The sequence below is a fragment of the Streptomyces sp. NPDC014727 genome (assembly GCF_043083485.1).
Taxonomy (GTDB): domain Bacteria; phylum Actinomycetota; class Actinomycetes; order Streptomycetales; family Streptomycetaceae; genus Streptomyces.
On sequence record NZ_JBIBYR010000006.1, the window covers coordinates 203554 to 216287 of the forward strand.

General features: G+C 67.5%; 15 protein-coding genes, 2 tRNA genes and 1 pseudogene. 4 read left to right on the forward strand and 14 right to left on the reverse strand.

The genetic code is table 11. The features are described from left to right. Positions 1-120 precede the first annotated feature (120 nt). The 3 genes from ACF1B9_RS12880 to ACF1B9_RS12890 are packed head-to-tail and all read right to left on the reverse strand — an operon-like array spanning position 121 to position 2220. Positions 121-510 carry a type II toxin-antitoxin system death-on-curing family toxin gene (locus ACF1B9_RS12880; protein WP_391743997.1) on the reverse strand — a complete coding sequence of 130 codons (390 nt, stop codon included), beginning with the start codon at positions 508-510 and terminating at the stop codon, positions 121-123. Next, positions 507-707, reverse strand: a complete 201-nt coding sequence (locus tag ACF1B9_RS12885) for a CopG family transcriptional regulator (protein ID WP_391743995.1) — start codon at positions 705-707, stop codon at positions 507-509. The genes ACF1B9_RS12880 and ACF1B9_RS12885 overlap by 4 nt, the downstream gene beginning before the upstream one ends. A 40-nt stretch (positions 708-747) precedes the next feature. Next, positions 748-2220 carry an MFS transporter gene (locus ACF1B9_RS12890; protein WP_391743993.1) on the reverse strand — a complete coding sequence of 491 codons (1473 nt, stop codon included), beginning with the start codon at positions 2218-2220 and terminating at the stop codon, positions 748-750. 209 nt (positions 2221-2429) lie between these two features. Between ACF1B9_RS12890 and ACF1B9_RS12895 the strand changes: the two genes are divergently transcribed. After that, a tRNA-Cys gene (locus ACF1B9_RS12895) sits at positions 2430-2501 on the forward strand. A 60-nt stretch (positions 2502-2561) separates the two neighbouring features. Here the strand turns inward: ACF1B9_RS12895 and ACF1B9_RS12900 are convergent. The 4 genes from ACF1B9_RS12900 to ACF1B9_RS12915 form a co-directional block, all read right to left on the reverse strand. Then, complete coding sequence (locus ACF1B9_RS12900; protein ID WP_391743991.1) at positions 2562-3014, reverse strand: hypothetical protein; 453 nt, start codon at positions 3012-3014, stop codon at positions 2562-2564. A gap of 134 nt (positions 3015-3148) precedes the next feature. Continuing rightward, positions 3149-5236, reverse strand: a complete 2088-nt coding sequence (locus tag ACF1B9_RS12905; RefSeq protein ID WP_391743990.1) for a hypothetical protein — start codon at positions 5234-5236, stop codon at positions 3149-3151. Positions 5237-5252: 16 nt separating this feature from the next. Continuing rightward, positions 5253-5687 (reverse strand): hypothetical protein, encoded by a 435-nt coding sequence (locus ACF1B9_RS12910; protein ID WP_391743989.1) that lies wholly within the window; start codon positions 5685-5687, stop codon positions 5253-5255. 231 nt (positions 5688-5918) lie between these two features. Next, on the reverse strand, positions 5919-6053 hold the full coding sequence (locus ACF1B9_RS12915) for a hypothetical protein (RefSeq protein ID WP_391795905.1): 135 nt from the start codon (positions 6051-6053) through the stop codon (positions 5919-5921). Between the two features lie 674 nt (positions 6054-6727). Here ACF1B9_RS12915 and ACF1B9_RS12920 point away from each other — a divergent pair. Further along, positions 6728-6802: transfer RNA gene (locus ACF1B9_RS12920), tRNA-Cys, on the forward strand. A gap of 58 nt (positions 6803-6860) precedes the next feature. Here the strand turns inward: ACF1B9_RS12920 and ACF1B9_RS12925 are convergent. The 3 genes and pseudogenes from ACF1B9_RS12925 to ACF1B9_RS12935 all read right to left on the reverse strand — a co-directional run bounded on the left by ACF1B9_RS12925 (position 6861) and on the right by ACF1B9_RS12935 (position 8128). Next, complete coding sequence (locus ACF1B9_RS12925) at positions 6861-6998, reverse strand: hypothetical protein (RefSeq protein ID WP_391743987.1); 138 nt, start codon at positions 6996-6998, stop codon at positions 6861-6863. 91 nt (positions 6999-7089) lie between these two features. Then, on the reverse strand, positions 7090-7605 hold the full coding sequence (locus tag ACF1B9_RS12930; protein WP_391743986.1) for a DUF1269 domain-containing protein: 516 nt from the start codon (positions 7603-7605) through the stop codon (positions 7090-7092). A 98-nt stretch (positions 7606-7703) separates the two neighbouring features. Continuing rightward, positions 7704-8128 (reverse strand): annotated as a pseudogene (locus ACF1B9_RS12935) (phosphotransferase). A gap of 478 nt (positions 8129-8606) precedes the next feature. Between ACF1B9_RS12935 and ACF1B9_RS12940 the strand changes: the two are divergent. After that, positions 8607-9020: a hypothetical protein gene (locus tag ACF1B9_RS12940; protein ID WP_391743985.1), complete on the forward strand. Its 414-nt coding sequence runs from the start codon at positions 8607-8609 to the stop codon at positions 9018-9020. Positions 9021-9023: 3 nt separating this feature from the next. Next, positions 9024-9596: a hypothetical protein gene (locus tag ACF1B9_RS12945; RefSeq protein WP_391743983.1), complete on the forward strand. Its 573-nt coding sequence runs from the start codon at positions 9024-9026 to the stop codon at positions 9594-9596. A gap of 324 nt (positions 9597-9920) precedes the next feature. On the opposite strand, the gene ACF1B9_RS12950 is transcribed toward ACF1B9_RS12945, so the two are convergent. The 4 genes from ACF1B9_RS12950 to ACF1B9_RS12965 form a co-directional block, all read right to left on the reverse strand. Continuing rightward, positions 9921-10502, reverse strand: a complete 582-nt coding sequence (locus tag ACF1B9_RS12950) for an AAA family ATPase (RefSeq protein ID WP_391743982.1) — start codon at positions 10500-10502, stop codon at positions 9921-9923. Beyond that, a complete protein-coding gene (locus ACF1B9_RS12955; RefSeq protein ID WP_391743980.1) occupies positions 10499-10747 on the reverse strand; it encodes a DUF397 domain-containing protein in 249 nt (82 codons plus the stop codon). The genes ACF1B9_RS12950 and ACF1B9_RS12955 overlap by 4 nt, the downstream gene beginning before the upstream one ends. 117 nt (positions 10748-10864) lie before the next feature. Next, complete coding sequence (locus ACF1B9_RS12960; protein WP_391743978.1) at positions 10865-11518, reverse strand: Scr1 family TA system antitoxin-like transcriptional regulator; 654 nt, start codon at positions 11516-11518, stop codon at positions 10865-10867. A gap of 532 nt (positions 11519-12050) precedes the next feature. Then, entirely contained in the window at positions 12051-12713 is a 663-nt protein-coding gene (locus ACF1B9_RS12965; protein ID WP_391743977.1) for a hypothetical protein, read from the reverse strand. Positions 12714-12734 lie beyond the last annotated feature (21 nt).

Below are 12734 nucleotides of genomic sequence, written 5' to 3' on the forward strand. Positions count from 1 at the left end.
GGCGCTGTCCGTACAGGCCGGGATGGACCCGTACGCGATACGACAACCGGGCCACCTTACCGGGGGGCGCTGCGTGAACCGCCTCGAACTACGCCGCCCCGCACAGAATTGCGATGGCTGTCACACGTCGTCGACGACCAGCTCGCGCAGCCCCTGAGAGATCACTTTCACCTCGTCCATTTCCCCCGTGGCCACCGCGATGACCAGGCGTTCCGCGGCATCGATGTCGGGACGCAGATCGATCCCGTTCATCGCGAGGAAGGTCACGCACGACAGCCAGGCCGTGCGTTTGTTGCCGTCGAAGAACGGGTGGTTGATCGCCAAGGACTGCAGGAGCGCGGCGGCCTTGTCGATCGGATCCGGGTATGCCTCCTCGCCGAACATCGCCGCGGAGGGGCGATGGGCCGCCGATTCGAGGAGCCCGGCGTCGCGCACGACGACGTGCATGTCCGCGCAGGCATGTTCGGCAATGACGAGGGTGTCCTCGGAGGTCAGGTAGACACAGGTCACTTGAGCCGCTCCATGAGCTCGCTCCACTTGGCCGCCTGCTCCTTGGCCGTCTTGCGGACGATGGCCTGCTGAGCGGTCCTGGCCAGGTAGTCGTCCACGGCCTGCAGCACTATGGCGTGCATGCTGGTCCCCTCCTGCTCGGCGCGCTGCTTGAGTGCTTCGGTCTGATCGGCACGAAGACGCAGGTTCATAGCCATACCAAAACGGTACCGCGGAGTGGGGCCAGAGTGGTACCAGCTACCGTGTCCGCACCCGCCCCGCCACCCACGCCCCCACCAGCGCCACCCCCGCCATCGGCAGGAAGACCACCGCGAACGCCCCCGGATGAGACCCGGAGGCCCCCGCCTCCGCCGCCTCGTGCACGGCCCCCACCGCGCCGCCGCCGAGTGCGGCGAAGGCCGCCCCGCCCGCGGCCAGCAGCAGAACGTTGGACAGCCCGTCGGAGATCTGAAGGGCGGCCGAGTTCGCCCCTGCCTCCTGGGGCGCCGACAGCTTCAGCAGCAGCACGCTCGTCGACGCGATCACCATGCCCATGCCGAAGCACCCGAAGGCCCAGGCCACGGCCACGGTCCAGACCGGCACCGCGTCGATCAGCACGGACGGCGCTGCCGCTATCGCCGCGGCGACCAGCACCATGCCGCCCACCATCAGACGTTCCCGGTACGGCTCCAGGCGCGGCCGGGACTGCACGTACGAACCGAGCGCCCAGGTCCCGCCCCCGGCCGCGAGCGAGAGCCCGGCCATCGTCGGGCTCAGCCCGCGCTCGGTCACCAGCATCAGCGGTACGAACGACTCGGCGGCGATGAACGACCCGGCCGCGACCCCGCGCAGCAGCACCACCGACGGCAGCCCGCGCGCCGCCCGGCCGGTCCCCGGCGGCAGCAGCCCGCGCACGGCGGGAACGAGCAGAGCGACACCCGCGACCGCCGGGAGCAGCGCGAACCAGTTCCGCTCCTGCCCCGCGTACTGGAGCAGCCCCGCCCCCACCGAGATCCCGAGCGCGAGCAGGATGCGGCGCCGGTCGTACGGCTCGACGGGCGCCGCCGGATCGGCCGGCCCCGACGCCCGGAGCCGGATGGCGGGCAGCGCGAGTGCCAGCGGGAAGACCACGAGCACGGGGATGCCGATGAAGACCCACCGCCACCCCAGGTGCTCGGTCACGCTCCCGGAGGCGAGCGGCCCGACGACGGACGGGATCACCCAGCTCGCGGCGAACGCGGCCATGATCGACGGCCGCAGATGCTCCGGGTAGGCCCGGCTGATCACCACGTACAACGCCACGATCACCAGCCCGCCGCCGAGCCCCTGGACGGCCCGTCCGGCGATGAACATCCACATGCCGCCTGCCGTGCCCGACAGCAGCAGCCCCGCCCCGAACGCGCTGATCCCGGTGGCGAGCGGCGCCAGCGGCCCACGCCGGTCCGCCCACTGCCCGGAGAGCACCATGGCGAACAGGCTGGTGGTGAAGTACGCGGAGAACGCGAACGCGTAGAGCGGAATGCCGTGCAGTTCCCGAGCGGCGACCGGCATCGCGGTCCCCACGGCGGTCGCCTCGAACGCGATCAGGAACACGACGGAGACGATGCCGACACTGAGCGCCCGATAGGTACGCCCGAGCACGCCTTCGGATGCGGCGGGCGGGGTCGATATCGCCGCAGGGACGGCGGTGCCGGTATCGGTGCCGGCGTCTCGTGGTTCCAGGGCACTCATGAGCCCAAGAGTAAGGGGCAAGATCTCATATGGACCCTGTCGCGAGACGGTCCGCCGCTCGTCCCTTGGTCGTAGGACCGCGACGTGCCGGGCGGGCGGTGGCAGAACCCGATCGTGAACGCGGTGTGGCAGTCGTATTGCGACCTGCCCCGCGCTCTTGAGCACCGAGAACACCCGCCCCTACGGTCGAACCACAGCAAGAAACGCACGGCCGTGTGCCCGAGTGGTTCAGGGGCTCGACTGCAACTCGAGTTACACCGGTTCGAATCCGGTCACGGCCTCCGCGCCCGTACGCCCGCCCAGCACGCGTCATACGTTGCGCCGGGCGGGCGTCGGCGTTTTCAGGAACAGCCCTGGGCCTTGAGTGCAGTAGGCACGTACCCGTCGAGGAACGCCTCCAGAGCCTTACGGCGCTTGGCGGTGTCCGTCGGTACCAACTTCCCGGCAGTCAGCTCGACCTCAATGGCGTACTTGTGTGGTGAACCCTGGTAGTGACAGCTTTTGACAGCGATCGCCCAGCTGTCCGTGATGCGCGCGTCCCGTCCCAGAGGGCCGGTCGCCGGAGCAGGATTACCCCCCATCCGCAGACTCCGGGCACGGACCTCGAAAGGATCGGTGTCCGTACTCACCACGTCTCCTCTGATGTGCAGCACAACCTTTTTGTCAACAATCAGCCGACAGCGCGGCCGATCCGGGCTGAAGTCGTATTTCTTCTCCTTGAACTCGGCACCGTCCGGTAGCAAGGGGGCCAAGGTGTCGGGGCTGACCCTGACACCGCAGAGCCGGTCGGGCACCGCATAGTCCCGCCCACCACCGCAGCCCGCCACGGACAGGAGAGCCACGCACAGGCCGGCGATTGTCGCAGAGCGACCACCGAGCCGTCGGCGACCCTTGGCGCAGGCGGGCGCCGAGTCGTTCCTATGGATGCTCACTGGTCTCCTAGCAGGCCACGGAAAAGGTGATTGCCGTCGTACGCCGCGCCACTGATGGCATCGGTCGCCGTGTATTCACTCTTTCCAGTGTTCGGATTGACGGCACACCACTGTCGGGCGAGTTCCGCGAGCTGCCGCTCGCGCACGTCAAAGGTCTTCGAGTTGTCGTGCTGGATCTCTTCGTCGATCCGGCCCTGCTCCTCCAGCTGCCATTGGTAGGCCAGAGCGTCCACGCCACGCTGGACCGCGTCCCCCGCCACCGGAATGAAGTTCGCCGCACCGCCGAAGCCGTGATACAGCCACTTCGCGTCCCAGGAGGGGTCCTCCTTGTCGGTCTTCAGTGCCTGGTAGCGCGCCTCCTCCAGGAAGCCGGTGGTGCGCCCCGCCCGCAACAGCGTCTCCTCGGGGTCCTTGGGGTGGTCCTGGTGAATGTCCTTGACCATCTCCTGGTTCAGGGACTCGTTGAGGATGCCGTAGGCGTCCTGGTCCCGGGAGATCTGCTTGGCGACCTCGATCAGATGGTGCCGGTCCAACAGCGCCGGATCACGCTCGTCGTCCGCCAGAGCGCTCGCCGAGTAGTGGACTTCGTCCGCATGGTTACCCAGCACGATGGCCATGTCGTCGCGCATCTCGGACGGGAAGTCGTCCCCCGCCTCCGCGATGTACTTGAGTGACCGCTCCAGTACTTCCCGGTGTTGCGGACCGTGCGCCACCAGCGGGGCATCGGGGTCGTTCGGATTCATTCCGGTGGCCGCGGCGAGCAGGGCCTTGCCCGTGGCATCATTCGCCTGGTTCGAGTCGCCGTGGTTCAGCGGGGTGTCGTCGAACACGTCGCGCTTGCCCGAGAGCAGGTACTGGGCATTGTCGTTCGGTTCCGTCGTGTTGAAGAAGTCCGTTGCCGCGTCGGGACTGTTGGACAGTGCCTTCATGAAGCCTGTCATCGGATCCCGTCCGAACTCCTCCCCCATGAAGTTGAGTTTGCCCGGCCCGCCCATCCCGTCGTTCCAGTAGTGGGACGGCAGCTTCATCTTCTTCTCAGTGGTCACCAGCGCATTACCGTAGTCGTTGAGGAACTTGTCGTCGTAGTCCCCGACCCGCATGAAGTTGCTCATGATCTGGAATCCGTAGACACGGGAGCCCCGGGTCTGGATCTGCTCCTCCCCGAGCTTCACCATGTCGCGTTCCCATGTCTGCATCGCGGGACTGTCGGACTGCGTCGCTCCCGCGAGGACCAGGCTGAAGTTCTTCTGCATTTCCGCCATGTCACCGCGGCGGGCCCTCATCAGATCCCCGCCGTCGCTGACATCGGCCAGATCCGCCCAGAAGTCGAGCGTGCCCCGCGCACCGAGCGTGGTGGCGAACTTCTCCTGGAAGACCGGGTTGTCCTTGTACCGTGCCAGCGCCTGGTTGAACTTGTCGAACTCCTCGGGGGACATGTCGTCCCCCTTCTGCTTGATGAGCCGGGCCATGTCCTCGGCCGACTTGATCGCCTCCGCGGCGTCCTTCTGTTCCTCACCCAGGCTGTCGTACTCGGGCGCGTTGAAGTCGGGACGGTCCGTCACGTTGGCTTCGAGTGCGCGCTTGAAGGATTCGTCGGTTTCCCTGCATTTCTCGACGATCAGGTCGATCTTCTTCTGCCAGGCGTCGACGGCGGCCCGCTGCTTTCGCAAGGCGTCCGGGTAGTCCGGGTCGTGGCGGGCCCCGGCATCCTCCTCCAGAGGGTGCCGCGCCCTCACCTTCCCCTTGGCGTCGACATGGATGCCGGCCCCCGGGCCCTCGTCGTCGCGGATACGCACCAGATCGTCCCTGGCCTGCTTGATGGCGGTGTGCGCGTCCTCAAGAAGGGCCTTGACACCCTTGGCCTCGGCGGCGGCGTCCTTGAACTCCTTCGAGGTCTTGCCTATGAACGCCTTGGTCACCCCCGCGTTGGCGCCTTCCCACTCGGCCTTGTCGGCCTTGGCCTTCATGCCGTCAGAGGCGTCCGTTGCGAGCAGGTCCAACTGGGTGACCATGTCCGACCATGCGTCCGCCGCCGTCTGGAGCGGGCCGACGGGTGCGTCGATGATGTCCTCGTACTTCAGCATGTCCGTTCTCCGTTGATTACTTGAGGTAGTCGTTGAGCTTGGACACGGAGATCAGATCGCCGCCGATCTGGACATCGTCCTTCGCATGGGCCGATTTGGTGTAGTTGAGATGGTTCGAGATCTGTGCACAGGCGTCGAGCAGAGTGTGCAGCTGCGTGTTCCACCGGTCGTGGACCTTCAGAAGCGCGGATCCGCTCTCGAAGTTGCCGTTGGTGAGCGCGATCGACGCGTCGAACGTCGAAGGCCGGGCCTGGTCACCATCCTTGGACAGTCGGGTACGCAGTTCGTAGGCGTCATGTCCGATGGCACCGAGGTCGCCCTGGTTGACCGCCAGATCCGGCGCGGCAGGCCCGCTCTGCCCTCCACCGCCACCACTGGCACTGTTGAGTCGCATATCGACCCGCTGCGCCGACTCCGCCCGAAGCGCCGCCCATTCTGCGTCGAACGTCACGATTCCCCCGTATCAACATCTCGAGCACCACCGAAGCCTCAGCTCCGCATTCGTCGAGCGCCCACGCTATCCACTCGGATCTGTCCGCGGGAGTCGGGGGCGGGGGGCGGGGACATCCTGTCGGCCCATTGGGCGTGGAGCCCTTGAACTCGAGGTCCGCGCCGTTCCCGCGCGCACGGAATGACGTGCGAGTTCCGCAGGCCGCACAACCTGTCATCTCACCAAGCGACTTCAGCTCGCCCCACCGACCACCCGCGCCCATTCGGGCCCAGCAAGGGCCGTGCCGACCGCCTGTTCCACGATCTGCCCGGTCATGTCCGGCCAGAGCCCGGTCCGCCGCGCCTCCTCCCCTAACACCCGGTCCACCGACTCGACCGTCCAGCCCTCGCCCGCGTACGCATCGGCCCGGCCAGAACTCCACTGCCTCCAAAATCAACGGCAATGTCTTCGAGGCATCCGCAGACACAACACCGCCGCACAGGTCCGTCGCCACCACGGGCTTTCTCCTTCGCGGCCGCTTTGGGTTCGGGTTGTTGAGGAGCGGCGTGTCAACCAGCCTGACAGAGCGGGTAGTTCGCCCCTACTGGGGATGCCCGGAGGGGGCACGGGGGAGGCCATCTATCCAATGGGCGCCGTGCACAGACTGTTCCGCACCGAAGATGAGCTGGGCAACCCCATCACCCAGCACCTCTCCGACGTGCTGGGCGACTGCGCCGAGGACGACGAGGAGTAGCCGGGGTGCCGCCGCGATCGTGGTCGGTGGGGTGGATGCGCGCGTCGGCGGATGTGTCGGTACCGGGCACCAGCGTCTCCTGACCCCAGGGCACTCATGAGCCCAAGAGTAAGGGGCGAGATATCATTTGGCCCCTGTCGCGAGACGGTCCGCCGTTCGTACGTTGGTCGTGGGACCGCGACGTGCCGCGCGGGCGGCGACAGACCTCGATCGTGAACGCGGTATGGCAGTCGCATTGCAGCCCGCCCCGCACCCTTGAGTACCGAGAACCCCCGCCCCTACGGTCGAACCACGACGAGGAACACACGGCCGTGTGCCCGAGTGGTTCAGGGGCTCGACTGCAACTCGAGTTACACCGGTTCGAATCCGGTCACGGCCTCCACGCCCGTACGCCCGCCCAGCACGCGTCATACGTTGCGCCGGACGGGCGTCGGCGTTCTTCAGGAACAGCCCTGGGCCTTGACCGCGGACAGTACGAAACCGTTGATGAATTCCTTCAGCGCTTCGCAGCGGTCGACGACGCCCTCGGGTACCGGCTTGGATTCGCCGAGTTCGACAAGGACGGCGTACTTCCGCACCGAAACCTGATCTGCACCGGGTCCCCACACACGAAAGGCGACCACCCTGCGCGCGGCGCGGGCAGTCGCCTTCTCTCGTATGATCCGAAGATCAGGAGGCGGTCGTCGGCTCTTCCTTGAACGCTTCCTTCATCATTTCCCGCAGGCGTGCCTCGTCCTCATTGCTGAGCGAGGTCTGCACCAGCTGACCGCCGAACTTGACGATCTCGGGAACGACCTTGTCGCGGACGGACGTCTTGACGAGCACGAAGACGGCGGCGGCGCCGGGCCGGAGATTGGCGCTCAGCTCCTTCATGAAGTCGTCGTTGACACCGGTGTCGACGACGGACCCTCCGGCGGCGCCGGCCGCGGCGCCCACTGCGGCACCGAGGAACGGCACGAGAAAGAGCAGCCCGATGACGCTCCCCCACAGCGCGCCGCCAGCGGCACCGGTACCCACGTGGTTGACGGCCTGATGCAGCTTGATCTTGCCGTCCTTCTCACGCCGTTCGACGACGACGACGTCCTCCAGCTCGATGAGGTGCTCGCGGTTCATGGACAGGAGCTTGTCGCGGACCTGGTCGGCAGTGGCGAGATCGTCGTAGGCGATGACGAACAGATTGCTCATGCGGCTGACTCCTCCTCGTGGTGCTTTACCGCACCAACTATAGAGGAACTGTTGTTAAATAAGACATTAAGTCCGAATGCATCGGCCCTCCAGCCTCTTCAGTTCTCCGCCGCTCCCACCACCCGCGCCCGCCCGAGCTCCGCGAGGACCGTGTCGACCGTCTGCTCCACGGTCTGCCCGGTCGTGTCCAGCCAGAGACCGATCCGCGGCGTCTCCTCCCGCAGCACCCGGTCCAGCGACTCGACCGTCCACCCGGCCCCGTAATCGTTCTTGCCCCGCCCGGCCTCCCGCTCGGCAATGGCCCGCAGCTCAGGGCGAGCACGACGACGTACAACGGCCGGGTCCGTACGAGACCGACGTAGCCGGCCAGCTCCTCCCCCAGCACCACGCCCTGCACCACCGCGGTCCAGCCCTCACCCGCATACGCATCGGCCGTCATCGCCGACAACCGGTACCGGAACCGGAGTTGGGTGACGGCCCCTCGTACGCCCGGCACCATCTCGGCCCGCCCGGGCACCACCATCCGCTGGAAGGCGTCGGACGAGGCCAGCCAGTCACTGAGGCCGCCACGGGCCGGGACCTGGGGCCGGGTCGGCCAGACGCCAGTGGTCCGGGTATGGGACCGGGGTTCCGGATGCGCCTCCATGGCCGGAATGACCTGCTACAAGAACGGAGAGCGTTCGCGGCCGATCTACAGCTTCCGCGTCCATCGAGGACGCAAGGGCGAGCCCAAGGGCTTCCGTGTGCGTTACTGCTGTGAACGCCGCTCGCTCACCCAGGAAGAGTGCTCGGGATCTGCAGTGCGTTGGTGCACCCCAATCCATCCGTGAGCGTTCGCGCATATGTCGTCAGCAGCTTCCCGCGCAGGGCCGGGTCGAACCCGGGATCGCTCACGGCGACCTCCAGGGGCATGTCCTGCCGACGGACTCGACCGCTTCCCGGCGGACTCGCACCGCAAGGAGGACCCCGAGCTGCGTGCCTGGATCAAACAGTCCTCGGCGGTGCTGGGTCACCTCGACTGTGTGCGCGGCGACATCATCTACGACCTCGGACAGGCACAGAAGGACGAGAACGACTGGAACAAGATGATGAACTACCACATCATCGGCGCGCCTCTGGCTGTCGTCCCCATCGCCAGCGATGCCATCCAGCTCACGGTCAACGTCGGCACGGCCGCGTACATGAACGAGCTGAATGCCAAGGTCGATGCCGAAGCCCGCAACAATATGATCAACCACTACGACGACGGCGAGCGCCAGATGTACGCCATGTTGCGGAAGATGGCGATGGAGAAGGGGTTCAAGGAGCCGGAGCTGGACGCGAGCCCCGGTGAGTACGAGGACCACCTCCAGTCGATCGCTGTGCAGTGGTACCAGAACGGCATGGGCGACGCCGACAAGTGGATGGGACAGTAACCGATGGACAAGAAGTGGCTGCCGCTGACCATCGTGCTCGGCGCCGCCGGGGTGGCCGTCGTGACGGCGAGCTTCTGGCCTGACGAGGAGAAGCCGCCGCTGCCGCAGACCCTGTGTCACGGGGCGCTCAGCCGGGAGACGGCGGAACTGATCGACGACGGCAAGGGGGGCGAGGCCAGCGCGGACGAGTGGGAGAGCAAGGGCAAGAGCTCTGACTACGCGGTGTTCAAGGCGTGCAACGTGCTGCGCGCCAACCCGGACAACGACTACCCCCGCGGGATCTACAATCTGGTTATCGAGGACACCCGGAGCGCCCCCTACCACAAGAAGGGCTCCGTCCCCCTCGGCCCCGGATTCACCGGCTGGGCGCTCCCCGACCAGGCCGAGGCCACGCTGCCGGCCGGCTGCGCCGCCCGTATGGGCTCGACCGCCCCGTACATCACGGTGTCGCTCAGCGCGCCCTCGCAGGCGGAGAAGAAGGGCCTCGTCGACCGGGACACCGCGACCCGCAACAGCGCGGCCGTGGTGCGGGAAGCCGCCGCCAAACTCGCCAAGAAGTACGACTGCGAGGCGTAGGACCGGCGTCAGCGGGGGCAGTCGTCGTCCACGGGCCCCGCTGCACGTCGGCGCAATGGGCGGCCTGGCGGAAGCGCGCTTCGTCGGGGTGGAGGCACACTCAGGTGTGGCGCCAGGCCGTGTCGAAAGAGAGACCGCCGAGGCGGGCGTAGGCCAGGTGCCAGGCGTGCTGGCTGGTGCGGGGCAAGCAGACAGCCACGGCGTGACAGGCCGAGCCGATGCCCGGACAGCGGCAGCCGCATGGTCCAGGTCTCATGTACGTCCGGACACCGAACCCCTGGCGAATCACCGGCCGCCAGCGCAGTCGCCGCATCAAGCAGGACCTCAGTCCGACTCTGACGCACCCACCACCCGCGCGCCTTCGAGCTCCGCGAGGACGGTGTCGACCGTCTGCTCCGCGCTCTGCCCGGTCGTGTCCAGCCAGAGCCCGATCCGCGGCGTCTCCTCCCGCAGCACCCGGTCCAGCGACTCGACCGTCCAGCCGGCCCCGTAGCCGTTCTTGCTCCGCCCGGCCTCCCGCTCGGCAACGGCCTGCGGCTCCGGCGCGAGCACGACGACGTACAGCGGTCGGGTCCGCACGCGCTCGACGTATGCGGACAGTTCCTCCCCCAGCACCACGTCCTGCACCACGGCGGTCCAGCCCTCGTCCGCGTACGCGTCGGCCGTCATCGCGGACAGCCGGTACCGGAGACGGAGTTGGGCGACGGCCTCGTCGTACGCCCCCGGCACCATCTCGGCCCGCCCGGACACCACCATCCGCCGGAAGACATCCCCTCGCACATGGACAGCGCGCGGCAGCCGCTCGGCCAGGGCCTGAGCAACGGTGGACTTCCCGGAGGCCATCACGCCGGTGATGAGGACGACGGCGGGGCCGGGATCAGCGGCTCGCAATTCGCTCGCGGTCATCCCGCGACGGCGCCGGCCAGAAAGGCGGTCCAGGCGGCCGGGGCGACGGCGAAGGTGGGGCCGTCGACGACCTTGGAGTCGCGGACATGGACGGTGTGGGGGCAGGTGGCAACCTCGACGCAGGCTTCGCCCTCATTGCCGCTGTAGCTGGACTTGCGCCAGTCGTAGGCGACTTCGACGCAGGCGCCGCCCTCGTTGTTGCTGTAGCTGGACTTGAACCAGGAGAGCTCGGGCCCGGTGGTCACAGTTGCCTCGCCTTCGTTTCGATGATCTCCGCCGACTTCCAGGGGTTGAGCGCCTGGGCCCGCAGGATGCCGAAGAGATCGAACGTGTCAACCACCTGCTCCGGCTTGGCAATCAACCTACCGCCGCCCTGGCCCTCCGCGAAGACCAGATTGGCCTTCCGCCGTACACATCAACTGCATCGGCCCGTTCAACCCCGCGTGCGTGTGCTGATCCGACGGCATCACCTGCACGGTGAGGTGGTTCATCCGCCGCATGCACTCCAGCAGATGCAACAACTGCTCCTTCAACACCTCCGCACCCCCGAGCGTCCGACTCAGGATCGACTCCTCGATGACGAACCCGACGTACGGCGGCGGCGTGCGCGTCAGCACCGCCTGCCGTTCCAGCCGCGCCTCGACGTGCCTGACGATCTCGTCCTCGGTGTACGCGGGTTTGCGTGCCCGGTACAGGGCGTACGCGTACGCCTCCGTCTGCAACAGCCCCGGGATCAGCATCGTCTCGTACGCACTGATGACCCGCGCCTGCCGTTCCAGCCGCGCCCAGTCCAGGAACTTCGCCGGGTACTTCTCCTCGTCGATCAGCTCGATGCACGCCTTCAACGCACCACCGGCGACGAAGACCCGGTCCGCGTCGGCCAGCAACTCCAGCGCCGGAATGCGCTCCGCACGCTCGACCGCCCCCATCAGCGACTCCGAGATCAACAGCTTGTCCGCCGCATCCTTCTGCGTGAGCCCGGCCCGCACCCGATGGATACGAATCAGCTCCCCCACGAGCCTCCGCACCTGCGACGGCTCACCACTCGTCCCCACAGCCACCACCACCCTCACCACATCCCGTCGATGTGGACCGCGTCCTCCTGGTCACGCTACGCAGTCGCCGGAATCCTTGGTGTCATGACGAGCAAGAGACTCCCCGAATGGGTACCCGCCGCCGGGCTCCAACTCCACCTGGCCGGCATCCACTTCGACGCCATCCGGCTACGAGGCGTTCGGGGCGAGGCAGTGTTTCAGCACCTCGGAACGCTCACCGAAGGCGAACCGGGCCCGGTCGTACGGGAGGTCGCGGGCTCTCGGTGGACGTACTTCCTGATCCCGCCCGGATCGAGCAAGGAGTACGACTGGCCGCCGGGAGCGAGGTGCTCCTGCCCCTGCTCACTGTCGGTCCCTCAGGCCGCGTGTGCCGACACCCGAGGCACACATCGCAGAAGTTGTACCGATCTCACCACGCACGTCATCCCGGCACCACGGTCTGTTCCATCGACGCAGCCCGCTCGACGTGCCCGCGAGGGCTCCGCGGCCGAGCTCAGCCTGTGGCCCCGGCCGCCGCCGTCCTCAGGAAGTGGTCGGCGTCCTCGGGCTCGGCCAGATTGCCGAGCTCCAACCAGGAGCCGTCCGCGAAACGGATACGGAACGTGGCGAAGCCTCTCGGCTGCCCCGCTTCCGCCTCGATGCGCGCCTCGTCGGCCCTGAATTCCGCCACGATCCCGAAGTCGTTGGCCTTCGTTGCCGCAAGACGGCGGCGCGGCGAGGCCGCGACACAGATACGGTCCCGGTCCAACAGGACCAGCCGTCGCGGGCTGGGCGACTGCGAGAACCACCGCAGCAGCAGCTGACCTGCCGCCAGGTTCCAGCCCCCGTCGAAGACACCGTCCCCGGGCCCGCGGTCTGCGGTCGGCGTCTCTCTTCTCCGGTCGGGCTCGCTGCGCCGCGCCCGACCCCGGAACAGCCTGTCGATCTGCTTCCCGAGCATGTCGATCAGAAAGATAGGGATGATGACGGCACAGAACACCACCGCGCCCACGTACACCAGCCAGTGGTGGCGCCCTTTCAGCCGCCCCTTGCCCGCTGCCTGGTGCACGTCCTTGGGCGGCTTCGGCATGGCCCGGGGGATGGTGCACCACACCAGGGCCAACGGTTCCGCACCCAGCACCTTCTTGGCCCTCTGGTGCACCTTGCGCTTCGCCATGCCTTGATCGTAGGGCCCCGG

Excerpts from the sequence above, each read along its gene's own strand:
- ACF1B9_RS12905 (WP_391743990.1), bottom strand. The coding sequence starts at position 5,236 with ATGCTGAAGTACGAGGACATCATCGACGCACCCGTCGGCCCGCTCCAG.
- ACF1B9_RS12945 (WP_391743983.1), top strand. The coding sequence starts at position 9,024 with ATGGACAAGAAGTGGCTGCCGCTGACCATCGTGCTCGGCGCCGCCGGG.
- ACF1B9_RS12890 (WP_391743993.1), bottom strand. The coding sequence starts at position 2,220 with ATGAGTGCCCTGGAACCACGAGACGCCGGCACCGATACCGGCACCGCC.
- ACF1B9_RS12885 (WP_391743995.1), bottom strand. The coding sequence starts at position 707 with ATGGCTATGAACCTGCGTCTTCGTGCCGATCAGACCGAAGCACTCAAG.
- ACF1B9_RS12930 (WP_391743986.1), bottom strand. The coding sequence starts at position 7,605 with ATGAGCAATCTGTTCGTCATCGCCTACGACGATCTCGCCACTGCCGAC.
- ACF1B9_RS12965 (WP_391743977.1), bottom strand. The coding sequence starts at position 12,713 with ATGGCGAAGCGCAAGGTGCACCAGAGGGCCAAGAAGGTGCTGGGTGCG.
- ACF1B9_RS12950 (WP_391743982.1), bottom strand. The coding sequence starts at position 10,502 with ATGACCGCGAGCGAATTGCGAGCCGCTGATCCCGGCCCCGCCGTCGTC.